This window comes from Escherichia marmotae, from assembly GCF_002900365.1.
Lineage (GTDB): Bacteria > Pseudomonadota > Gammaproteobacteria > Enterobacterales > Enterobacteriaceae > Escherichia > Escherichia marmotae.
In genome coordinates, this window is sequence record NZ_CP025979.1 from 1,757,740 (window position 1) to 1,780,507 (window position 22,768).

General features: G+C 52.4%; 18 protein-coding genes and 3 pseudogenes. 11 read left to right on the forward strand and 10 right to left on the reverse strand.

Features of this window, described 5'->3' with window-relative positions; genetic code table 11:
• Position 1 precedes the first annotated feature (1 nt).
• The 6 genes and pseudogenes from C1192_RS09210 to C1192_RS09240 form a co-directional block, all read right to left on the reverse strand.
• Positions 2-499 (reverse strand): SMI1/KNR4 family protein, encoded by a 498-nt coding sequence (locus C1192_RS09210; RefSeq protein ID WP_038355687.1) that lies wholly within the window; start codon positions 497-499, stop codon positions 2-4.
• Positions 499-972, reverse strand: a pseudogene (locus C1192_RS09215) (HNH endonuclease); the annotation flags it as partial. The gene C1192_RS09210 and the pseudogene C1192_RS09215, both read right to left, overlap by 1 nt.
• Before the next feature lie 94 nt (positions 973-1,066).
• Positions 1,067-1,426: pseudogene (locus tag C1192_RS09220) on the reverse strand (Imm8 family immunity protein).
• A gap of 3 nt (positions 1,427-1,429) precedes the next feature.
• Positions 1,430-6,069: pseudogene (locus C1192_RS26275) on the reverse strand (RHS repeat-associated core domain-containing protein).
• 18 nt (positions 6,070-6,087) lie between these two features.
• Complete coding sequence (locus C1192_RS09235) at positions 6,088-6,540, reverse strand: DcrB-related protein (protein ID WP_038355685.1); 453 nt, start codon at positions 6,538-6,540, stop codon at positions 6,088-6,090.
• 758 nt (positions 6,541-7,298) lie between these two features.
• Positions 7,299-7,505 carry a YbfA family protein gene (locus C1192_RS09240; RefSeq protein ID WP_000424791.1) on the reverse strand — a complete coding sequence of 69 codons (207 nt, stop codon included), beginning with the start codon at positions 7,503-7,505 and terminating at the stop codon, positions 7,299-7,301.
• Positions 7,506-7,819: 314 nt separating this feature from the next.
• On the opposite strand from C1192_RS09240, the gene kdpF reads away from it, so the two are divergent.
• Genes kdpF through kdpE form a run of 6 tightly spaced genes read left to right on the forward strand, consistent with a single transcriptional unit; the run spans position 7,820 to position 15,585 of the window.
• Positions 7,820-7,909: a K(+)-transporting ATPase subunit F gene (gene kdpF / locus C1192_RS09245; protein WP_001272653.1), complete on the forward strand. Its 90-nt coding sequence runs from the start codon at positions 7,820-7,822 to the stop codon at positions 7,907-7,909.
• Positions 7,909-9,582, forward strand: coding sequence for a potassium-transporting ATPase subunit KdpA (gene kdpA / locus C1192_RS09250; protein ID WP_000741116.1), 1,674 nt, complete (start codon positions 7,909-7,911; stop codon positions 9,580-9,582). Before kdpF ends, kdpA begins: the two co-directional genes overlap by 1 nt.
• A gap of 22 nt (positions 9,583-9,604) precedes the next feature.
• The gene (kdpB, locus tag C1192_RS09255) at positions 9,605-11,653 is read left to right on the forward strand and encodes a potassium-transporting ATPase subunit KdpB (RefSeq protein ID WP_000087925.1); all 2,049 of its coding nucleotides are present in this window, start codon (positions 9,605-9,607) and stop codon (positions 11,651-11,653) included.
• A gap of 8 nt (positions 11,654-11,661) precedes the next feature.
• Positions 11,662-12,234: a K(+)-transporting ATPase subunit C gene (gene kdpC / locus C1192_RS09260; protein ID WP_001515981.1), complete on the forward strand. Its 573-nt coding sequence runs from the start codon at positions 11,662-11,664 to the stop codon at positions 12,232-12,234.
• The gene (gene kdpD, locus C1192_RS09265) at positions 12,227-14,911 is read left to right on the forward strand and encodes a two-component system sensor histidine kinase KdpD (protein ID WP_038355684.1); all 2,685 of its coding nucleotides are present in this window, start codon (positions 12,227-12,229) and stop codon (positions 14,909-14,911) included. The genes kdpC and kdpD overlap by 8 nt, the downstream gene beginning before the upstream one ends.
• Entirely contained in the window at positions 14,908-15,585 is a 678-nt protein-coding gene (gene kdpE / locus C1192_RS09270) for a two-component system response regulator KdpE (RefSeq protein WP_038355683.1), read from the forward strand. Before kdpD ends, kdpE begins: the two co-directional genes overlap by 4 nt.
• Before the next feature lie 163 nt (positions 15,586-15,748).
• Here the strand turns inward: kdpE and pgm are convergent, their stop codons facing one another.
• Both pgm and seqA read right to left on the reverse strand, forming a co-directional pair.
• Positions 15,749-17,389 (reverse strand): phosphoglucomutase (alpha-D-glucose-1,6-bisphosphate-dependent), encoded by a 1,641-nt coding sequence (gene pgm / locus C1192_RS09275; RefSeq protein WP_038355682.1) that lies wholly within the window; start codon positions 17,387-17,389, stop codon positions 15,749-15,751.
• A 28-nt stretch (positions 17,390-17,417) separates the two neighbouring features.
• The gene (gene seqA, locus C1192_RS09280; protein WP_001515978.1) at positions 17,418-17,963 is read right to left on the reverse strand and encodes a replication initiation negative regulator SeqA; all 546 of its coding nucleotides are present in this window, start codon (positions 17,961-17,963) and stop codon (positions 17,418-17,420) included.
• 184 nt (positions 17,964-18,147) lie between these two features.
• On the opposite strand from seqA, the gene ybfF reads away from it, so the two are divergent.
• From ybfF to fur, 5 genes are all read left to right on the forward strand, one after another.
• Positions 18,148-18,912: an esterase gene (gene ybfF / locus C1192_RS09285; RefSeq protein ID WP_038355681.1), complete on the forward strand. Its 765-nt coding sequence runs from the start codon at positions 18,148-18,150 to the stop codon at positions 18,910-18,912.
• 139 nt (positions 18,913-19,051) lie between these two features.
• On the forward strand, positions 19,052-19,345 hold the full coding sequence (gene ybfE, locus C1192_RS09290; RefSeq protein ID WP_001300829.1) for a LexA regulated protein: 294 nt from the start codon (positions 19,052-19,054) through the stop codon (positions 19,343-19,345).
• Positions 19,346-19,536: 191 nt separating this feature from the next.
• Positions 19,537-20,067, forward strand: a complete 531-nt coding sequence (gene fldA, locus C1192_RS09295) for a flavodoxin FldA (protein WP_001515976.1) — start codon at positions 19,537-19,539, stop codon at positions 20,065-20,067.
• 209 nt (positions 20,068-20,276) lie between these two features.
• On the forward strand, positions 20,277-20,363 hold the full coding sequence (gene uof / locus C1192_RS09300) for a fur leader peptide (protein ID WP_010380762.1): 87 nt from the start codon (positions 20,277-20,279) through the stop codon (positions 20,361-20,363).
• The gene (gene fur, locus C1192_RS09305; protein WP_000131707.1) at positions 20,356-20,802 is read left to right on the forward strand and encodes a ferric iron uptake transcriptional regulator; all 447 of its coding nucleotides are present in this window, start codon (positions 20,356-20,358) and stop codon (positions 20,800-20,802) included. Before uof ends, fur begins: the two co-directional genes overlap by 8 nt.
• Positions 20,803-20,895: 93 nt before the next feature.
• Here the strand turns inward: fur and C1192_RS09310 are convergent, their stop codons facing one another.
• Positions 20,896-21,228, reverse strand: a complete 333-nt coding sequence (locus C1192_RS09310; RefSeq protein ID WP_001515975.1) for a ChiQ/YbfN family lipoprotein — start codon at positions 21,226-21,228, stop codon at positions 20,896-20,898.
• A 49-nt stretch (positions 21,229-21,277) separates the two neighbouring features.
• Entirely contained in the window at positions 21,278-22,684 is a 1,407-nt protein-coding gene (gene chiP, locus C1192_RS09315) for a chitoporin ChiP (RefSeq protein WP_038355680.1), read from the reverse strand.
• Positions 22,685-22,768: the final 84 nt, after the last annotated feature.

A 22,768-nucleotide genomic window follows, 5' to 3' on the forward strand; every position in this document is an offset into this window, starting at 1 on the left:
ATTAATTACATAGATAATCCAAATCCTCTTCGGTAACTAATTTGTCCATAAATTCTTTGAAAGAAGAAGCTAGTTTTTTTTGTACTAACACATGATTTTTATCCATAGAAAGTTCTGGATCAAATGAATCTGTCGCATAAAAGACTACACTACTATCATTCTTATTTAGGCAAAAATAATTACCCCCCCAGTCATTTCCAAAAGGTATGATGTTTTTCGGAATCACATTCTTTGCAATCATCTCATGATAACAGCCATCAATTAAAGACTTCGGGTCATCATTAGTTAATTTGTTATATTTAAATGGTTTCAAAAAAGCAACCTCCAATGGTTCGAAACCATCATTGCTTTCCCACCAAGTTCTGGACGGCACCCCACCATTAAAGGACAGATAATGCGATATAAATTCATCAGGAAAACAATAATATAAATCCTGCTCTACAGATTTAATATCTGAAAGAACAATATTTTTTTCGCAATTTTTGCACGGATTATCCATTATGAACACCCTCTTTTTAACGCTTTTGGAATACGACCAGCTAGCCATCCTTTAGAATGAGATATAGCAATAGCATCTGAACTTCCATAAGATCCAGAAGGCAAGTTGAAATGTTTTTCAAACTGAGAAACCGAGCCTGCATGGGGGAAAGTACCTTCATGAGCTGAAGTTTTTACTAACTGCATAGTTGTTTTACCCGTTGTAGGATCAAAATCATTCAAATGATGCCATGTATAACCTGTAGACTCAGCTTTCGTTATACCAGCTTTTTTAAACGTTTCAGTAAAATCTCTCCCACGAGAACCTTGCATCGTTATTTCGACAATATTTAACTGATTACCTTTAGCAGGGAATAAATCAGGGCTTCCCGTAAAATCAGCACCGGTAAGAGCTAACCCTAAAGGATCGACCCAAGAGAGAGGATTTGGCGCATATTGGTATAAGTTTAACCCACCCGCCAGTCCTATCGGGTCAGGATAAATATTTTAACCTATCTTCAGATAGTAGTTCCTACGCCGTTTATGAATAGAAAAAATCCTAACATCTTTACTAAAAAATGAACAAACATCAGTTGTGCTTATAATTATCATACTCCCAATCAAAATAACGTCTAAGATACTCTACACATTGAAGCCATGTATCTCCCTCACAAGAAGAAACTATACATTCAAGCCATTTCTATAACTCAGAGAAATTATATTCATCCATAATAACCAAAGGTCTTTCTGCAATAATACCTTCATTAGCTGAAATGTTTTTTAGACCTTGTGGTGTTGCCACTCTTATTGTAAACCCATCAGATTTTTTAGTTCCTTTTTCACCAATTTCAAGATAAATAAACTCTGCTATGGTTTTACGATCCACTGGTTCCCATACACGTAAATTTACGCCATCAGCAACACATGCGAATTTAATAACTAATCTCATATTCTATTCCACATGCACATGTACGTTTGATACCCGCTGAGTATCCCACCAGTTGTCATTTACATTTCTTCGTTCGTGGAAATTCGCCTGCTTACCTGTTTTTGCATAATCAGAACTTTTCGGGGTAGGACTTCTATACATCCGTTTTCCATCAGCAGAAATGTACCATAGTTCTCCCTTTTTACCTCGTACTACTGAATACCCTTCACCAACAAACTCTTTACCTAAACGGTTAGCCTCTCTTCGACTAAGTGTCATTTTGAGACCAGCATTTCCAGGAGCTTTCACCGCATCGTCTATTTTCCGAAGTTTATTTCTCCAGCACCCAGCCAATAGACCGAGTGGATCGATCCATGACAACGGATTCGGTGCATACTGATAAAGATTAATCCCCCCCGCCAGCCCTATCGGGTCCGTTACTATGAACCGCCCGACATCCGGATCATAGTACCTGTGCAGATTGTAGTGCAGCCCCGTTTCCCTGTCGAGGTACTGTCCCTGGTAACGCAGGTTCTGTTCCACCCTGCCGTGGTCCTTCTCCTGTATCGTGTTACCCCAGACCTGATACCCCGTCTCCCACACGATTTTCCCGTCACTGTCCGTCATCTCTTCCGGCGCGCCGTTCACATCTGTGTGAAAATACAGTATCCGGTTCGGTCCCTCTTTCCCCGCCTTATCCACCCGCGCCAGCGGTTCATAACTCCCCTGGTCACTGTAGATATACAGGCTGCTTGTTCCCTCCGGCCTGCTCTCCTTCGCCAGCCGCATCCCGTCCCATAAAAATTTTGTCCGGTTGTACGGTTTACCGTCAGGGCTGATGTGCTGTTTTTCTGTCCGCCTCCCCAGCGCATCGTATACATACCGGTACGTTCCCCGCACTGTCGTCACTTCCACCATCCGGTGTTCCGCATCATAACGGTAACTCTGCGTTCCGCTCCGGCCCTGCTTTTCCACCGTCCGGCCGTGTTCGTCATAACGATAGTGCACGCCACGGTAAGACAGCAGCCGGTTGAACGGCACCACGCTGTTTTCTGCCGTGGCCCTTTCCCCCGCGCGCCTCCCCAGCAGATTTCCCGCCGCGTCGTACTGCCAGCTCGCCAGATACCCCTCATCCTCCGAGCGGCATGCCGTGATGTGGCCCGTGGTGTCATAGAAGTAATCCGTTTCCCCCCGCCGGCTGTGCCGCGTCTTCAGCAGTTCGTCCTGACCGTTGTAGCTGTACTGGCGGTCCGTGAACGTCTCCGGTACCACCCCGCGCATCCCGCTGTATGTCTCCCTGCGCTTCAGCCGCCCGGCAGGGTCGTAAAGCCGCCGCGTGCTCAGCCGCCCCTGACTTCTGAGCACCTCCCGGTGCAGGGCGTCACGTGTGAACTCGCTGATGACCTCCCGGTCCAGATTTATCTGCTGGAGATGTCCACTCCCGTAATACAGATGGCGCTGCGTTCTGCCGTCCGGAAAGGTGGTGGCAGTCCGGTTGCTGAGTTCATCGTACTGATGGGTTAAGACGCCCTGCGCCGTCTCCTCAGTCAGCATCCGTCCCAGTCTGTCGTAACTGAAGCGGATAATCTCCGGTGCATCCGTTTCCCCGGCATCCGACCGCTGGCGGCGGATTTCCAGTAGCTGGTCTGCCGCATCATAGACGTATTCCGTACGGCTGTCGGCTGTCTCCTTTGCCGTGAGCCGGCCCACCGCATCACGCGCCAGCCGGTGACGGATTTCACCGCCCCGGTCCCCGGTGAACACCACTTCCGTGACCGCGTTCAGCGCGTTGTAACGGTACGCCTGGCGGCAACCGTCCGGGTTTATCTGCTCCGCCAGACGGTCCAGCACATCGTGGCGGAACTGATAGCTTTCTCCGTTCTCGTTTGTCAGCCGGGTCAGCCGCCCGTAAGCGTCGTACCCGAACGCCGTCCTGCGCCCCATTGAGTCCGTCCGGCTGCGCACCCGGCCCTGCCCGTCGCGTTGCCAGCGCGTTATCCTCCCCATCGGGCTGGTGTACTTTACCAGCCTGCCAGCCGCGTCTGACTGGTAATTCACCGAGCGGCCGTCCGCCAGTATCACCTCCACCAGGTGACCGTTGTCGTCATACCCGTAGCGTGTGCTGTGGCTCTGCGCGTCTGTCATCCGTATCAGCCGCGTGCGTTCGTCGTAGAACCAGACCGTCTGCGAGCCGGAACAATCCGTATGCCGCGTGAGCTGCCCGTCTTCGTTCCACTGAAGGTATTTATTCCCCCCACGGGCATCGGTTATCTGTACCACCTGGCCGTGGCGGTCATACTGATACCGGGTGTTCTGTTGCAGCGGGTCGGTCACGGCAAGAAGATTGCCGCGTTCATCGTACTCACAGCGCCAACTGTTCCCCGCTGCATCCACTTCCGTTTCCGGTTCGTGCCACACCGGGTGCCACTGTGTCTGTGCCACCCGCCCCAGCGGGTCGTGCGTCTCCGTGATATGCCCCAGGCGGTCATACACATAGCGCCATTTGCCGCCCTGAGCATCGGTCATCCCCAGCAACAATCGTTCTTCGTCGCTCCAGCGGAACGTCATCACCTGCCCGGCTTCGTCCTAGTACGCCGTCACCTGATTCTGTGCATCCCACTGATGAAAGCGGGTCCGGCCCGCCCGTCTGTCACGCATACCACACGTTCAGCCATCCGCCAGTCCAGACGGTATCGTGCGCCACTGTCGGTATGGTGGCCCGTCACGCGCCAGCCTGCATCATCCGGCCCTTCATACCAGCCCCACTGGTAATAATACCCTTCGCCGCCGGGCTGCCGGTGCAGCGTCATGCAGTTGTTTTCGTCGTAAGCAAACTCACGCAACAGGTGCCCCGTGCTGTCGTACACGCCGTTCAGGTGGCCAGCCTCGTCATAGTTGTAACGACGCAGCAGTAAAGGTGCAGTATCAGGGAAATGCTGATAAATCTGTGTCACCCCCCGGGGATGCGCCGCCAGTTCGTAATACAGACGGATGCACGGACGCTGCTGTTCGCCGCGGATTTCAGTGATGCGCCCCCGGTCGTCGTAGTACAGATTCAGACAGTTGCTGTTACGGTCGCCCAGCATTTTCAGCCGCTGGCGCTGCGGGTGATGCGGGTCGGCTTCAAACAGAAAAAAATGTCCATCATCGCTGCTGATAAGCCAGTGCCCCTGCTCACCACGCCGTACTGCCAGTCCTTCACCGGGGCTGTAAAATCCGCTCCCCGGCAGCACGGCTTCCATATCCAGCCGTCGCCCCATACCCGACACAAAGGTCATGCAGTTTTCGTCCGCGTTACCCGGTGTGCGCTCGAGGCTGACTTCATACATCACGCTCCAGCCCTGACCGAACATCCCATCCGTGCGTTCGTCACGACTGCTGTACACACGCTGCCAGTCCAGCGGAAAGTGGCCCGGCAGGCTGAAATCGAAGTCATCATCATCAGCCAGGTATTTGGCCCCGGTGGCGGCGTTGACCGGATGCGGGAGGGCGCTGATGGCCTTCTGCGTCATCATGCTCATCCCGATACCGGCAGCAAAACAGGCGATTTTAGAAAGCATTTTGCCCGGGCGAAGAAACATCAGCGCCACGGTTGCCACCAGGGTTATCTGCGACCTGCCGCTTCTGATATCCCTGACCACCAGTAACGGACCGCCAATGCGGACATCCGGTGACACAAACGCCCCGTCCCCCGGCGCATTCACCACCCTGGCCTCGCAGGTACAGCGTGCCCCGCTGCGTGCCGCTGGCTGACTGTTGACACGCACATCCCGCGCACCTTCCGCGATATATTCCGCCGCGGGCGGTTCGTCATCACCTTTGAACAGATTACTGATACTACCAATAACCGCATTCACTCCCTGAAAGGCGGTTTCCAGCAGACCGTCCGGACTCAACAGGTTAAGGGCCGTTCCCAGAGGGTCATCCAGAAAGGCGGCTTTTTTTTGTGCGAGTAACTGAGTCAGTGAGGAAGGATGTTTATGGCAGTCGATTTTATCGTCAGGGGTCGGGGTGGAGCCAGGTGCCGCACTGGCCACGGTGGGCTGCCATAGTTCCGACACAAAATGTGTCACGCCATCCACCATCTCAGAACGCCCTTCTTCCGTACTGAGCTGGTCGTGCAGCGCCCGGGACATCAGAACAGGTCCAGTCACCGGATGAACCGCCAGGGCTATTGCCCCCGCCATTTCCAGATATTCCCCGGCCACATCCCGGAACGTTCTGGCGTCCTCCTGACGCTGCGCTTCTTCCTGTTCCGCCTTCGCCTGCGCTTCCTGTGCCTCAATCTCCTGCCGCGATGCCGCTGTGGCCGCTGCCCGCGCGGCAGGTTTGCTGTTGATCAATGTGTCACCAGAGCCGGTGAGGATGTAACCTTCAATCTGAGGCGGGAAAAGCATATCTGCGAGGTCTGAACAGGCTTCGCTGACCGTTTCTGTCACGCCGGTGTACACCATCGCCACACCCGCCACAAAACCGGTCAGCACGACAGCCGTGCACCCCATCGTGATCCCTACTGACGCCGCCAGTAACGAGGTTGCGCCGACAATGAGGGCATCAATAACGACATTTGCGGCCACTTCCAGCACCGCCCCCAGCACATCTGCCATAAACGACGTATGCAGCAGGGCATCACCCTGCCTTGCCGCCCAGAATGCATCTTCCATGTCCCGTTCCCTGTGTGATTAATGCGTCCTGGTTTCCTGCCGTATCCTGAAGCGCAGATTCTTTTTAATTTCAGCCCAGCGCGTCATGTCTGCCGGGGTCAGCGGTGTGGTTCTGGCGTAAGTGAAGGCCATCATGACCCGCTCACCCGGCAATACAAATGCCACCTGACACTGATACACCTGCTCGTTACCCCGGAGAAACTGGCTCTGTATCTCCAGCCCTTCCTCAGCGTCATTAATCCCCACGCGGGTCACCTGCACGGGCGTGTAGTGCAGTTCCCTGACCTGCTTTTCTAACTTTTTCATTTGCTGTTCAACCTGAGAGGCTAATTCGTCTCCTTCCTGCATCTGACCCCGGCTGATAATGAGTGCGGCGTCGGGATTGCTGAGCCGCAACATATTAATGGTACTGTCCTGAATAATATTCCCGGTGAAAGTTATAACTGTCTCATTGAGGTAATATTCCGTCATAATGGCATGAGTCCTTTTTAATAAACGAATTATTTTTTGATGGATTTTTATTTATTTTTTAGTCATGAAGGTGACGTCTATTGCTGCTTTGTCGCTCATTTTTATCTTTCCAGCAATAATCAATAATAATATCAAATAATTATCAATAGTTATGACGACTGGAACGGATACATAGTTATATATTCGATAATTCAATTATATTCAGCGTGTAAATAAAATCACCAACAACAGACACGCTACCGCCTCCATATAAAAATGGATACCTTATAAAATTGAGTTCTTACATAGAAAAGGCTGAAATATTGTGTGTTTTTAATTATCAACTAAAAATACAATATCTTTTTATTAACACCAATACACCTTATCGCATTAGATTCATTAACAATGAATTATTCTTAATATATCAATAAAGTATATATTACTCTCTTTACTATCTACTTTTATTGAAGTAGCGATATTAATAGCAAAATTCGGAATTTATTTAGATGCTGGAGTGAGCAAAAGTGATAGCGACTTTCTCACTTTACACTGAAGTTACAGGAAAGAGTGTAATGGGGTATCCAACCTAACCAGAGATTTCTGACGATAGAGCCGCTTAGAGAGACAATGAGGATAACCGCATTCTGAGTTACCCTTTTAAAAGGGTACTAGCGAAACTTGAAGATAAAACAGTGATGAAATGAAGGCGTCATGAGATCCGTTGATACAGAACGCCTAAGCCAGCCCCGTATACAAGGCTGGCTTAAATGTGCTAGCAATCAGTAAAAATCACCGGTTGCCTTTTCGGCTTGATCCATCCACACCGGTTTATCGCTGGTTTTCGACCAGACGCGGTGCAGGTAGCTGTAAAAGCGGGCGCGGTCTTTCCAGAAAAGCATGAAAGGCAGCGCCAGAACGCCCGCTGCAACCGCATAAGTACGGCGTAAAAAGATAAGCCATGCAGGATATTCTTTATAGAGTTCCATACTTTTCTCCCCCTTTTTTGTATCTACCCGGTGAATGACACCGGAAAAATGAATTCGTTTATCTGATGAAAATAGTACCGCCTTTTGTGTAATTTTACTACTCATCCGACCACTTATTTTTGCTTATTGATGGTTTATTTACATTCACCGTGTAATTAAGTTACATAAAAGTTAAAATGATACTAACCATTAGTTAAACCATGGCTTTTGCCATTTTTATACTTTTTTTACACCCCGCCCGCAGATTTTTGCGAAATCTTTGCAGCCACAATTCTACCCTTCCGGTATCACTTTTAGGCCACTGGAGGTGCACTGTGAGTGCAGGCGTGATAACCGGCGTGTTGCTGGTGTTTTTATTACTGGGTTATCTGGTTTATGCCCTGATCAATGCGGAGGCGTTCTGATGGCTGCGCAAGGGTTCTTACTGATCGCCACGTTTTTACTGGTGCTGATGGTGCTGGCGCGCCCTTTAGGCAGCGGGCTGGCACGGCTGATTAATGATATTCCTCTTCCCGGTACGGCAGGCGTTGAACGCGTACTCTTTCGCGCACTTGGCGTCTCTGACCGTGAGATGAACTGGAAGCAGTATCTGTCTGCCATTCTCTGCCTGAACCTGCTGGGACTGGCGGTGCTGTTTTTCATGCTGGTCGGTCAGCACTATCTGCCGCTTAATCCGCAGCAACTGCCGGGTTTGTCGTGGGATCTGGCGCTGAATACTGCTGTCAGCTTTGTCACCAACACCAACTGGCAGTCTTACAGCGGCGAAACAACGTTGAGCTATTTCAGTCAGATGACGGGCTTAACGGTACAAAACTTTCTTTCTGCCGCCAGCGGGATTACGGTGATTTTCGCCCTCATCCGCGCGTTTACCCGCCAGAGCATGAGCACACTGGGCAATGCCTGGGTCGATCTGTTACGCATCACGTTATGGGTGTTAGCCCCAGTGGCGTTGTTGATCGCCCTGTTTTTTATTCAACAAGGTGCGCTACAAAACTTTCTGCCTTATCAGGCTGTGACAACCGTTGAAGGGGCACAGCAATTGTTACCGATGGGGCCGGTGGCTTCTCAGGAAGCGATTAAGATGCTCGGTACTAATGGCGGTGGTTTCTTTAATGCCAACTCGTCGCATCCGTTTGAAAACCCGACCGCACTGACCAACTTCGTGCAAATGCTGGCGATCTTCTTGATCCCAACGGCGCTTTGCTTTGCCTTTGGCGAAGTGGCGGGCGATCGTCGTCAGGGGCGCATGTTGCTGTGGGCAATGTCGGTGATTTTTGTCATCTGCGTGGCCGTGGTGATGTGGGCAGAAATTCAGGGTAATCCTCATCTGTTGGCGCTGGGCGCAGACAGCAGCATCAATATGGAAGGTAAAGAGAGCCGTTTTGGCGTACTGGTCAGTAGCCTGTTTGCGGTCGTGACTACGGCGGCTTCCTGCGGCGCAGTGATTGCGATGCATGATTCGTTTACCGCTCTCGGCGGCATGGTGCCGATGTGGTTGATGCAAATTGGTGAAGTGGTATTCGGCGGCGTGGGTTCTGGCCTTTACGGCATGATGCTGTTCGTCCTGCTGGCGGTGTTTATTGCCGGGCTGATGATTGGTCGCACGCCGGAATATCTGGGTAAAAAAATCGACGTGCGCGAGATGAAACTGACCGCGCTGGCGATTCTGGTTACCCCAACGCTGGTGCTGATGGGCGCGGCGCTGGCGATGATGACCGATGCCGGACGTAGCGCCATGCTCAACCCTGGCCCGCATGGTTTTAGCGAAGTGCTGTACGCCGTGTCGTCCGCCGCCAACAACAACGGCAGTGCCTTTGCCGGATTAAGCGCCAACTCACCGTTCTGGAACTGCTTACTGGCGTTCTGCATGTTTGTCGGGCGCTTCGGGGTGATTATCCCGGTGATGGCGATTGCCGGTTCGCTGGTGAGTAAAAAGAGCCAACCCGCCAGCTCCGGTACACTGCCAACGCACGGCCCGCTGTTTATTGGCCTGTTAATCGGCACCGTGTTGCTGGTTGGCGCACTGACCTTTATCCCTGCCCTGGCGCTTGGTCCGGTGGCGGAATATCTCTCCTGATGATATTGAGTGAGCACTGAATATGAGTCGTAAACAACTGGCGCTATTCGAACCAACACTTGTCGCCCAGGCGCTGAAAGAAGCGGTGAAAAAATTAAGTCCGCAGGCGCAATGGCGCAATCCGGTGATGTTTATCGTCTGGATCGGCAGTCTGCTGACCACCTTTATTAGTATCGCGATGGTGAGCGGTGCGATGCCCGGCAATGCGCTATTTAGCGCGGCAATTAGTGGCTGGCTTTGGGTCACCGTGCTGTTCGCCAATTTCGCAGAGGCGCTGGCGGAAGGCCGCAGTAAAGCGCAGGCCAACAGTCTGAAAGGGGTGAAAAAAACCGCCTTTGCTCGCAAGCTGCGCGAGCCGAAATATGGTGCTGTGGCAGACAAAGTTCCGGCCGATCAACTGCGTAAAGGCGACATCGTGCTGGTAGAAGCGGGCGATATTATCCCTTGCGATGGTGAAGTTATTGAAGGTGGCGCATCGGTCGATGAGAGCGCCATCACCGGGGAATCAGCACCGGTGATCCGTGAGTCCGGCGGCGATTTTGCCTCCGTCACTGGCGGCACGCGTATTCTTTCTGACTGGCTGGTAATTGAGTGCAGCGTTAACCCCGGCGAGACGTTTCTGGATCGGATGATCGCGATGGTGGAAGGCGCACAACGACGCAAAACGCCGAACGAGATTGCCCTGACCATTCTCCTGATTGCCCTGACCATCGTCTTTTTACTGGCAACCGCAACGCTATGGCCATTTACCGCCTGGGGCGGTAACGCAGTCAGCGTGACGGTACTGGTAGCGCTGCTGGTCTGTCTGATCCCAACAACTATCGGCGGCTTGCTGTCAGCTATCGGCGTCGCCGGGATGAGCCGGATGCTGGGCGCGAATGTGATCGCCACCAGCGGACGTGCAGTTGAAGCTGCGGGCGACGTGGACGTCCTGCTGCTGGATAAAACCGGCACCATCACCCTCGGTAACCGCCAGGCATCAGAGTTTATCCCCGCGCAGGGCGTGGAGGAAAAAACGCTGGCCGACGCCGCACAACTGGCTTCGCTGGCCGATGAAACGCCGGAAGGCCGCAGTATTGTGATCCTCGCCAAGCAGCGTTTTAACCTGCGCGAGCGCGATGTGCAGTCGCTCCATGCCACCTTTGTACCCTTTACTGCGCAAAGCCGGATGAGTGGGATCAACATTGATAACCGCATGATCCGTAAAGGTTCTGTCGATGCCATTCGCCGTCATGTCGAGGCTAACGGTAGCCACTTCCCTGCCGATGTCGACCAAAAAGTCGATCAGGTTGCGCGTCAGGGTGCCACGCCGCTGGTAGTGGTGGAAGGTTCTCGCGTGCTGGGCGTTATTGCGCTGAAAGATATCATCAAAGGTGGCATTAAAGAGCGTTTCGCCCAACTGCGCCAAATGGGCATTAAAACGGTGATGATTACCGGCGATAACCGTCTGACCGCCGCCGCCATTGCAGCGGAAGCGGGCGTCGACGATTTCCTTGCCGAAGCGACACCAGAGGCCAAGCTGGCGTTGATTCGTCAGTACCAGGCGGAAGGCCGTTTGGTGGCAATGACTGGCGACGGTACCAACGATGCCCCAGCGCTGGCGCAAGCCGACGTCGCGGTGGCGATGAACTCCGGCACTCAGGCGGCGAAAGAAGCGGGCAATATGGTGGATCTCGACTCCAATCCGACCAAGTTGATCGAGGTGGTGCATATTGGCAAACAGATGCTGATGACCCGTGGTTCGCTTACGACCTTCAGCATTGCCAACGATGTGGCGAAATACTTCGCCATTATTCCGGCGGCGTTCGCGGCAACGTATCCGCAGTTGAATGCGCTGAACATCATGCGCCTGCATTCGCCCGACTCCGCCATTCTCAGTGCAGTTATTTTCAATGCCTTGATTATCGTCTTTTTGATTCCCCTGGCATTAAAAGGCGTGAGTTATAAACCGCTTACCGCTTCTGCCATGTTGCGCCGTAACTTATGGATTTACGGTATGGGTGGGCTGCTGGTGCCGTTTATCGGTATCAAAGTCATTGATTTACTGCTGACCGTTTGCGGTCTGGTGTGAGGTTTACCATGCGTGGATTACGTCCGGCATTCTCGACTTTTCTCTTTCTGTTATTGATTACTGGCGGCGTTTACCCGCTGCTAACCACCCTACTTGGGCAATGGTGGTTTCCCTGGCAGGCCAACGGTTCGTTGATCCGTGAAGGTGATACAGTGCGCGGTTCGGCATTAATCGGGCAGAATTTTACCGATAACGGCTATTTTCATGGCCGCCCGTCGGCAACGGCAGAAATGCCCTATAATCCACAAGCTTCTGGCGGGAGCAATCTGGCGGTCAGTAATCCGGCGCTGAATAAACAAATAGCTGCACGCGTTGCTGCTTTACGAGCCGCTAACCCGGATGCCAGCGCGAGCGTTCCGGTTGAACTGGTCACGGCTTCGGCAAGCGGGCTGGACAATAACATTACCCCGCAAGCGGCGACCTGGCAGATCCCACGGGTGGCGAAAGCGCGTAATCTCAGCGTTGAACAGCTCACACAACTGGTCGCAAAATACAGCCAACAACCGCTGGTGAAATATATCGGCCAGCCGGTCGTCAACATTGTCGAACTCAATCTGGCGCTGGATAAGCTTGATGAATAACGAACCCTTACGTCCCGACCCCGACCGTCTGCTGGAACAAACTGCCGCGCCGCATCGCGGAAAGCTAAAAGTTTTCTTCGGTGCCTGTGCGGGCGTCGGGAAAACCTGGGCGATGCTGGCGGAAGCCCAGCGACTGCGGGCGCAAGGGCTGGATATTGTGGTTGGCGTGGTAGAAACCCACGGGCGGAAAGATACCGCCGCAATGCTGGAAGGTCTGGCTGTTCTGCCACTGAAACGCCAAGCGTACCGTGGGCGGCATATCAGCGAGTTTGATCTCGATGCCGCCCTCGCCCGCCGTCCGGCGCTGATATTAATGGATGAACTGGCGCACAGTAATGCGCCAGGTTCCCGTCATCCTAAACGCTGGCAGGATATCGAAGAGCTACTGGAAGCAGGCATTGATGTTTTCACTACCGTCAACGTTCAGCATCTGGAAAGTCTGAACGATGTGGTCAGTGGCGTCACCGGAATTCAGGTACGGGAAACCGTGCCCGATCCTTTTTTCGATGCCGCCGACGACGTGGTGCTGGTGGACCTGCCTCCGGACGATCTGCGCCAGCGACTGAAAGAAGGCAAAGTCTATATTGCCGGGCAGGCTGAGCGCGCCATTGAACATTTTTTCCGCAAAGGCAATTTGATTGCCCTGCGCGAACTGGCGCTGCGCCGTACTGCCGATCGCGTAGATGAGCAAATGCGCGCCTGGCGGGGGAGTCCTGGCGAAGAGAAAGTCTGGCACACGCGCGACGCGATCCTTTTATGTATTGGGCATAATACGGGCAGCGAAAAACTGGTTCGGGCGGCGGCGCGGCTGGCGTCAAGGCTGGGGAGCGTCTGGCACGCTGTATATGTTGAAACCCCTGCCCTGCACCGCTTACCGGAGAAAAAACGTCGAGCCATTCTCAGCGCCTTGCGTCTGGCGCAGGAGTTAGGCGCAGAGACAGCAACACTTTCTGATCCGGCAGAAGAAAAAGCCGTAGTGCGTTATGCCCGGGAGCATAATCTCGGCAAGATAATTCTCGGTCGCCCGGCCTCGCGCCGCTGGTGGCGTCGGGAAACCTTTGCCGACCGACTGGCGCGCATCGCCCCCGACCTCGATCAGGTACTGGTCGCGCTTGATGAACCACCTGCGCGCACAATTAATAACGCGCCGGATAGCCGCTCTTTTAAAGACAAATGGCGGGTGCAAATTCAGGGCTGCGTGGTTGCCGCCACGTTATGCGCCGTTATCACTTTAATTGCCATGCAGTGGCTGATGGCCTTCGATGCCGCTAACCTGGTGATGCTGTATCTGTTGGGCGTGGTGGTGGTGGCACTTTTTTATGGTCGCTGGCCTTCGGTGGTTGCCACCGTCATTAACGTGGTGAGTTTCGATCTCTTTTTTATCGCCCCACGCGGCACGCTCGCCGTCTCTGATGTGCAGTATCTGCTGACCTTCACGGTGATGTTAACCGTCGGGCTGGTGATCGGGAACCTTACCGCTGGCGTGCGTTACCAGGCGCGGGTAGCCCGTTACCGCGAGCAACGCACGCGACACTTATATGAAATGTCAAAAACGCTGGCGGTAGGCCGCAGTCCCCAGGACATCGCCGCCACCAGCGAGCAGTTTATTGCTTCTACTTTTCATGCCCGCAGTCAGGTGTTGTTACCTGATGACAACGGTATATTACTGCCGCTAACACATCCGCAGGGGATGACGCCGTGGGACGATGCTATCGCCCGCTGGAGCTTTGATAAAGGTCTGCCTGCGGGTGCGGGCACCGACACTTTACCCGGCGTGCCGTACCAGATTTTGCCGTTAAAAAGCGGCGAGAAAACCTACGGACTGGTGGTGGTGGAACCGGGAAATTTGCGCCAGTTGATGATCCCGGAACAACAGCGCCTGCTGGAAACGTTTACGCTGTTAGTGGCCAATGCTCTTGAGCGCCTGATGCTGACCGCCAGCGAAGAACAGGCGCGGATGGCCAGCGAGCGTGAACAGATCCGCAACGCGCTGCTGGCGGCGCTGTCTCACGATTTACGCACCCCGCTTACGGTGCTGTTTGGTCAGGCAGAAATCTTAACGCTTGATCTGGCAAGCGAAGGTTCTCCGCACGCTCGCCAGGCCAGCGAAATTCGCCAGCATGTGCTGAACACGACCCGACTGGTAAATAACTTGCTGGATATGGCGCGAATTCAGTCCGGCGGCTTTAATTTGAAGAAAGAGTGGTTAACGCTGGAAGAAGTCGTCGGCAGTGCGCTGCAAATGCTGGAGCCAGGTTTATCGTCACCCATCAACCTCTCTCTGCCTGAACCGCTGACCTTGATCCACGTCGACGGGCCACTGTTTGAGCGGGTGCTGATTAATCTGCTGGAGAATGCGGTGAAGTACGCGGGAACGCAGGCTGAAATTGGTATTGATGCCCATGTCGAGGGAGAGCAACTACAACTGGATGTCTGGGATAACGGCTCCGGTATTCCACAAGGTCAGGAACGGACGATTTTTGATAAATTTGCCCGCGGGAATAAAGAGTCAGCAGTGCCGGGCGTCGGGCTTGGGTTGGCAATTTGTCGGGCGATTGTAGAAATACACGGTGGTACGATCATCGCATTCAACCGACCGGAAGGTGGCGCTTGTTTTCGTGTTACACTTCCTCAGCAAACCGCTCCTGAACTTGAAGAATTTCATGAGGATATGTGACAAACATTCTGATTGTTGAAGATGAACAGGCTATTCGTCGCTTTCTGCGCACAGCGCTGGAGGGCGACGGTATGCGCGTCTTTGAGGCCGAAACACTGCAACGTGGGCTGCTGGAGGCGGCAACCCGTAAGCCGGATTTGATTATTCTCGATCTCGGCCTGCCCGATGGCGATGGAATTGAGTTTATCCGCGACCTGCGCCAGTGGAGCGCGGTGCCGGTAATTGTGCTTTCCGCACGTAGCGAAGAGAGCGACAAAATCGCCGCGCTGGATGCCGGAGCTGATGATTACCTGAGTAAACCGTTTGGCATTGGTGAATTGCAGGCTCGTCTACGCGTCGCGTTACGCCGCCACTCCGCCACCGCCGCGCCCGATCCGGTGGTGACATTTTCCGATGTGACCGTTGATTTGGCCGCCCGCGTGATCCATCGCGGCGAGGAAGAAGTGCATTTGACGCCGATAGAGTTCCGCCTGCTGGCTGTGTTGCTCAACAACGCCGGGAAAGTGCTTACCCAGCGCCAGTTACTCAACCAGGTATGGGGGCCAAATGCGGTCGAACACAGTCACTATTTGCGGATTTATATGGGGCATCTGCGACAAAAACTGGAACAAGACCCGGCCCGACCTCGCCATTTTATTACTGAAACCGGTATTGGGTATCGGTTTATGCTTTAGGGTGTTATTTGTCTGATGCGCGAAAACGCCTTGTCCGGCCTACAAAATAGTGAAAATTCAATATATTGCACTATTCTCGTAGGCCTGATAAGCGTAGCGCATCAGGCGGTCATAAGTAAAAAAGGGCGATCTTCCGACCGCCCTTTTTTTTTACTTTATATGATTACGCGTTTTTCAGAACTTCGCTAACAATCTCAACCGCCTCTTTCTCGATCTGCTTACGATGTGCTTCGCCAAGGAAGCTTTCGCAGTAGATCTTGTATGCGTCTTCCGTGCCTGACGGACGCGCGGCGAACCAGCCGTTGTCGGTCATCACTTTCAAACCACCGATAGAAGCACCGTTGCCCGGCGCAGCGGTCAGACGCGCGGTGATTGGGTCGCCTGCCAGAGTGCTGGCGCTCACCATTTCCGGAGACAGCTTAGACAGCGCCGCTTTCTGTGCGGAAGTTGCTGCTGCCTGCAAACGGTTGTAGCTCGGCGCACCAAAGCGTTTTGCCAGCTCGTTGTAGTGTTCCTGCGGGTTTTTGCCGGTGACGGCAGTAATTTCCGCCGCCAGCAGACACATAATGATGCCGTCTTTATCAGTTGACCACGGCCTACCGTCGAAACGCAGGAACGAAGCGCCCGCGCTCTCTTCGCCGCCAAAGCCGAAGCTGCCGTCAAACAGACCATCCACAAACCATTTGAAACCTACCGGTACTTCTACCAGCTTGCGACCCAGGTCATTGACCACACGGTCGATCATCGCAGAAGAAACCAGCGTTTTACCGACGGCAACATCTTTGCCCCACTGCGGACGATGCTGGAACAAGTAATTGATCGCTACTGCCAGGTAGTGGTTCGGATTCATCAACCCTGCCGGAGTAACGATGCCGTGACGGTCATAATCCGGATCGTTAGCAAACGCCAGATCGAACTTATCACGCAGTGCCAGCAGACCCGCCATCGCACACTCAGAGGAGCAGTCCATACGGATCGCGCCGTCTTTGTCGAGGTGCATAAAGCGGAAAGTCTGATCGACCTGATCGTTAACGATGGTCAGGTTGAGATTGTAATACTCGCCAATGCGCTTCCAGTATTCGATACCGGAACCACCCAACGGATCGACACCCAGCGTCAGGCCAGCCTTCTGAATCGCCGCCATATCGACGATATCGGCCAGGCCTTCCACGAACGGTTGCACCAGATCTTGTTCTTTCACATGACCGGATGCCATCGCTTCCTCAAGGGAGATACGCTTCACATCTTTCAGGCCATCGGCCAGCAGTGCGTTGGCCCTGTCTTCCACCACTTTGGTGACGTTGGTATCAGCCGGGCCACCATTTGGCGGATTGTATTTGATACCACCATCTTCCGGCGGGTTATGGGACGGCGTAATCACGATACCATCTGCCAGCGGGCCACCTTTTTTGTTGTGAACCAGAATGGCATTGGAAACGGCAGGTGTCGGAGTGAAGCCATTATTTTCCTGCACAATGACATCAACCCCGTTTGCTGCCAGCACTTCCAGCACGGAAATGAATGCAGGTTCGGACAAGGCGTGAGTATCTTTACCCACATAGCAAGGGCCAGTGATGCCGTTTTTCGCACGTTCTTCGGCAATCGCTTGAGCGATCGCCAGAATGTGCGGCTCGTTAAAGCTGTGGCGCGCTGCACTGCCACGGTGACCGGAAGTACCGAATTTCACCGCGTGCTCCGCATTCCCTGCTTCTGGTTTCAGTACATAATATTGTGCCGTCAGTTGGGCGACATTAATCAAATCACTCTGTTGTGCAGGCTGGCCTGCACGATTGTGGATTGCCATTGCTTTGTCCTTTATCTGCAACGTTGTTTTAAATTGTCCCGCAAACCTTCTCAATCAATTCCGCCGGGAATTGCATCGACTGCATGATGTGTTCAATCATGCTGCATTTACGGCCAGTGTTAGTGTTGGTGATCACCCAATACGGCGTGCCTGGCACGTGTTTCGGCTTGGTCTGATTACCATTTTTCAGCAGCGTCTGTTCATCTGCCGCAAAGTAAACGCGCGTGCGACCGTGCAACGATTCCGTTGCTTCGGCAAACGCCTGGGCGTCAAGAGAATATAGTGTAGACAACAGCAGCATAAAGCGGTTGACCGCACGCTTCTGCTCTGCGTATTCATCGGAAAGCAGAAGTTCACGCATTGCGCGTACTTTGTCTTTAATCGTTTTGATCGGCTTCGCTTCGACGATAGCAGGCGACGCAATGCGAACCTCTTTCGTCACCGGAGCAGCAGGCTGTGATGCGGCGGAAAACTTCAACATACGCCGTAAAATGTCGGATGCGCTCTCGCCGATATGCTTAGTGTGGCTGGCAATATAGCTGTAGAGTTCATCATCAACTTCAATCGTTTTCATCTTAATCCAGTGCGGTGTCTTAGCTGAATACAAGTCGCCAGGAGTATATGAATAAATCCCGGCAGCGGATAGCGTCAAGCCTAGCTTGCAGAAAAACTCGGATTAAACCTTATTTGTTGCAGCCCTGTGGCACAATGGTCAACATAATACCCTAACCCGACTTCGCGAAAAAAAGAACTTTGCCATGAAATTGAATATCCGCGCGCAATCTACACAAAATCAGCACAATAATTCTCCCATCGTCCTTGTTCATGGTCTGTTTGGTAGTCTCGACAACCTCGGCGTGCTGGCACGTGACCTGGTGAGCGACCACGATATCATCCAGGTGGATATGCGTAACCACGGACTTTCACCGCGCGATCCTGTGATGAATTATCCGGCGATGGCGCAGGATCTGCTGGATACGCTGGATGCTCAGCAGATCGATAAGGCGACATTTATTGGCCACTCAATGGGCGGCAAAGCAGTAATGGCGCTCATCGCGCTGGCCCCTGATCGCATCGATAAACTGGTGGCAATCGATATTGCGCCCGTCGATTATCACGTGCGCCGTCATGATGAGATTTTCGCGGCCATCAACGCGGTCAGCGAATCTGACGCACAAACACGTCAACAGGCGGCGACGGTGATGCGTCAGCATCTGAATGAAGAAGGGGTGATTCAGTTTCTGTTGAAATCCTACGTTGACGGCGAATGGCGTTTTAACGTGCCGGTGTTGTGGGATCAGTATCCGCATATTGTGGGTTGGGAGAAAATCCCGGCGTGGGATCACCCCGCCCTATTTATCCCCGGTGGTAATTCGCCGTATGTTACTGAACAATATCGTGATGATTTACTGGCGCAATTTCCGCAGGCACGGGCGCATGTGATTGCAGGTGCGGGTCACTGGGTACACGCAGAAAAACCTGATGCAGTGCTGCGCGCCATCCGCCGCTATCTCAATGATTAATGCAACTGATTAAAAACCCAGCGTCTGCGTCGCTTTCCGCGCGTGGGCGTTGGCGTGACTCATCGCGCTGATGTATTATGGCGCGCTATCCATCCGGGCAGACGCCTGGCTGATTGTTTCCCCCGAAGTCACCAAGATCATGGCCAAAGAACAAACGGACCGTACGACATTAGATCTGTTCGCGCACGAGCGTCGACCGGGACGACCGAAAACCAATCCGCTTTCGCGCGATGAACAGCTGCGTATTAATAAACGCAACCAGCTAAAACGCGACAAAGTACGTGGTCTTAAGCGTGTCGAACTGAAGCTGAATGCAGAAGCTGTCGAGGCGCTGAACGAGCTGGCAGAGTCGCGTAATATGAGCCGTAGCGAACTGATCGAAGAGATGTTGATGCAACAACTCGCGGCGCTGCGTAGTCAGGGCATCGTCTGATCCCATCCTTTACTCAAATAATTCGGGTTACAGCCCATGTAACTTGAAGTTGGACAAAAAAATTGTGTAGCACAGTGTGCAGTCCTGCGAGTTTGCTGATTCCGCAAGACTGCCTGTTCTGCTATGATTGCCTTTATCCGTGGGCAATTTGCCACCCCCATTTCAATAAGTTTCAAGAGGTTATTTCACTCATGGCTATCACTGGCATCTTTTTCGGCAGCGACACCGGTAATACCGAAAATATCGCAAAAATGATTCAAAAACAGCTTGGTAAAGACGTTGCCGATGTCCATGACATTGCAAAAAGCAGCAAAGAAGATCTGGAAGCTTATGACATTCTGCTGCTGGGCATCCCAACCTGGTACTACGGCGAAGCGCAGTGTGACTGGGACGACTTCTTCCCGACTCTCGAAGAGATTGATTTCAATGGTAAACTGGTTGCACTGTTTGGCTGTGGCGACCAGGAAGATTACGCAGAATATTTCTGCGACGCGTTAGGCACTATCCGTGACATCATCGAACCGCGTGGTGCTACCATCGTTGGTCACTGGCCAACTGCGGGCTACCATTTCGAAGCCTCAAAAGGTCTGGCGGATGACAACCACTTTGTCGGTCTGGCTATCGACGAAGACCGTCAGCCGGAACTGACCGCCGAACGCGTGGAAAAATGGGTGAAACAAATTTCTGAAGAGCTGCATCTCGACGAAATTATCAACGCCTGATGTGATGCGGCGTAGACTCATGTCTACGCCGTATTAATAGATAATGCCAATCAAAATAATTGCTACAAATTTGTAACTTTTGCCGTTGTACCTGTACAATGTTCCAGTGTTGAAGTGGCCTTACCGATGTAAATGTAAGCTAAGCCACGTTTTTATTAACAATATTTGCCAGGGACTTGTAGTTTTCATTTAGGCATGGCAATTCTATAATGATACGCATTATCTCAAGAGCAAATTCTGTCACTTCTTTTAATGAAGTGAATCGCTTAGTAACAGGACAGATTCCGCATGACTGATAACAATACCGCCCTAAAGAAAGCTGGCCTGAAAGTAACGCTTCCACGCTTAAAAATCCTGGAAGTTCTTCAGGAGCCGGACAACCATCACGTCAGTGCGGAAGATTTGTACAAACGTCTGATCGATATGGGTGAAGAAATTGGTCTGGCTACCGTATATCGCGTACTGAACCAGTTTGACGACGCCGGTATCGTCACCCGCCACAATTTTGAAGGCGGTAAATCCGTATTTGAACTGACCCAGCAACATCACCACGATCACCTGATCTGCCTCGATTGCGGCAAGGTTATCGAATTTAGTGATGAATCTATCGAAGCGCGTCAGCGTGAAATTGCCGCAAAACACGGCATTCGCCTGACTAACCATAGTCTCTATCTTTACGGTCACTGCGCCGAAGGCGATTGCCGCGAAGATGAGCACGCGCACGAAGGCAATTAAGTCAGCCTGAACGAGAAAAAGCCAACCTGCGGGTTGGCTTTTTTATAAAGAGAAATAAGAAAAGCGAGAGTTACAGCTCTCGCTTTTTGTTTTTTACTGCGTAGCGTTATTACTGCGAATTTCCTGCCAGACCTTATCACAATCGGCTTTCACCGCCTGATCATTACCGGTTTGCGTTGCCTGAATACACTGCTGATAATCCAGCACGCGCACACTTTCCTGCTCGGCAAACTGCTGATGTTGTTTCTCTTTCTTCAGCACGTTTAACACGCTCTGGCAGGCTTCAATTTTTTCCGGCGAGCCTTGTGCGGTATTAATACAGGCGCTGTACGCCTCTTTCAGACGACTATCTTCCTGTGGCGCGGTTGATTGCGCACAGGCCACCAACCCCGATGCCATCATGGCGATGAGAATCAGTTTCTTCATAGCAAATTCCTCAAACGTGCGGCAGGCGAAAAACCTGCCGCGTCGGACATCAGAAGATAGTGAATGGCGCGATAACCATAAACTTCACGTCACGCTCATCCTGGAAGATGTTGCCGTAACCGCCGCCCCAGCTCGGGATATCGGAGTGGTTATCGTATTCGGTGAAGTGCAGCTTGAACATCGTACCTTTGGCGCGACCATCCTGAAGGGTGTAGACCGCATCCAGGCTGTATGCAGACTCTTCAATAGTCCGGTTCTTGTCGTAGAACGCATCCGGGTTGCTCTGCCAGGTAGCGGGTTTGGCATCCCAGGCGTAAACGTAAGAAGCGCCGATGGCGAAACCTGGAAGATTCCAGTTTTTCAGATCATACATCGCGCCGAAGAAGACCGCTTTTTCGCCGTTGGCGTTAAAATCAGAACGGTTATCCCACCAGATATCCAGGCGGCCGTTAGAGGAAGCGTAGGTTGGGGTCATACGCTGTAAGAAGTACCCCTGCTGACCGTCAGCTTTCACCCAGGTGCCTTCCAGGCGCAAATCCACTACGTCAGCCGCCCGGTAGCCAAAGGTCAACGCCTGTAGCCAGGCGGTGCCGTCGTAAAGATCGTTGACGCTGCGATCGTCAACTTTATCGCGCGTACCGTAGAACTGGTAGCTGGTAGTTAGCGGGCTACCGGCGATATCAAATTTGTAGCTGGCTTTAGCAAAATACTGATCGATATACCCTTCAGCCTGACCAAATGCCACTTCCAGCACGAGGTTATTTTTGAAATCGTACTTCGCCCCGAGGGAGTGCAGGTAATCAACTTTGGTGGTTTTATCGTTCTGATAAAACTCATCCATTTCCAGATGCCACGGCGCTTTATATTCGTTGGTCCACATGTAGGAGAAGCTCAACGCACCAGCATCACCGTAATCAAAATTAGCCCCGGCTTCCGCGCCCTGATAAGTACCCGGCATAAAGCTCCAGTGCGGCGCTAACAGCGTCTGACCGGTTGGCTGAATATAACCTGCTCTCGCCCACGCCGGACCGTATTTAAATTTGGCCGCTGCTTTATACAGGCTTATACCGCTTTTATCGCCTGACCAGTCTTCGTCATAGGCTTTATTACTTTTCGAAAAAGCGATTTCGTTCGGGTGTGAACTGTCGCCATTTTCCGCCATTTCAATCGCCGTAAACGCAGCAATATCAAGGCCGAACATATCCGCGACATAACCAGACTGAAAATCGAGGTTGGCGTTCCAGGTGGAGTGAGAAAGGTTGGTTTTGTATTTGTCGCCGTCGGTAACATCTTTACGGTCACGTTCACGCTGCCAGTAATAGATACCGCCGGTTAAGGTTGAATCGTCGATAAATCCTTCGGCGTGAGCCTCCGGCATTGCCATAAAGCCCGACATTGCTGTAACACCGGCGATAGCCAGCGCCAGCGTACTACGTTTACCACTAAACGTACGCATGGGTTAATCCTCTTTGACGTATAAATTGCTGCACCAAGGGTGAACAGCGAAAAAATAAAAAATTAAAAAAGTAGCGTTGAGAAA

Bases quoted from the DNA above. Each gene is read 5' to 3' on its own strand.
- C1192_RS09210 (WP_038355687.1), bottom strand. From the start codon at position 499: ATGGATAATCCGTGCAAAAATTGCGAAAAAAATATTGTTCTTTCAGAT.
- C1192_RS09235 (WP_038355685.1), bottom strand. From the start codon at position 6,540: ATGACGGAATATTACCTCAATGAGACAGTTATAACTTTCACCGGGAAT.
- C1192_RS09240 (WP_000424791.1), bottom strand. From the start codon at position 7,505: ATGGAACTCTATAAAGAATATCCTGCATGGCTTATCTTTTTACGCCGT.
- fur (WP_000131707.1), top strand. From the start codon at position 20,356: ATGACTGATAACAATACCGCCCTAAAGAAAGCTGGCCTGAAAGTAACG.
- kdpA (WP_000741116.1), top strand. From the start codon at position 7,909: ATGGCTGCGCAAGGGTTCTTACTGATCGCCACGTTTTTACTGGTGCTG.
- C1192_RS09310 (WP_001515975.1), bottom strand. From the start codon at position 21,228: ATGAAGAAACTGATTCTCATCGCCATGATGGCATCGGGGTTGGTGGCC.
- ybfF (WP_038355681.1), top strand. From the start codon at position 18,148: ATGAAATTGAATATCCGCGCGCAATCTACACAAAATCAGCACAATAAT.
- uof (WP_010380762.1), top strand. From the start codon at position 20,277: ATGATACGCATTATCTCAAGAGCAAATTCTGTCACTTCTTTTAATGAA.
- kdpB (WP_000087925.1), top strand. From the start codon at position 9,605: ATGAGTCGTAAACAACTGGCGCTATTCGAACCAACACTTGTCGCCCAG.
- kdpD (WP_038355684.1), top strand. From the start codon at position 12,227: ATGAATAACGAACCCTTACGTCCCGACCCCGACCGTCTGCTGGAACAA.
- fldA (WP_001515976.1), top strand. From the start codon at position 19,537: ATGGCTATCACTGGCATCTTTTTCGGCAGCGACACCGGTAATACCGAA.
- seqA (WP_001515978.1), bottom strand. From the start codon at position 17,963: ATGAAAACGATTGAAGTTGATGATGAACTCTACAGCTATATTGCCAGC.
- pgm (WP_038355682.1), bottom strand. From the start codon at position 17,389: ATGGCAATCCACAATCGTGCAGGCCAGCCTGCACAACAGAGTGATTTG.
- kdpC (WP_001515981.1), top strand. From the start codon at position 11,662: ATGCGTGGATTACGTCCGGCATTCTCGACTTTTCTCTTTCTGTTATTG.
- chiP (WP_038355680.1), bottom strand. From the start codon at position 22,684: ATGCGTACGTTTAGTGGTAAACGTAGTACGCTGGCGCTGGCTATCGCC.
- ybfE (WP_001300829.1), top strand. From the start codon at position 19,052: ATGGCCAAAGAACAAACGGACCGTACGACATTAGATCTGTTCGCGCAC.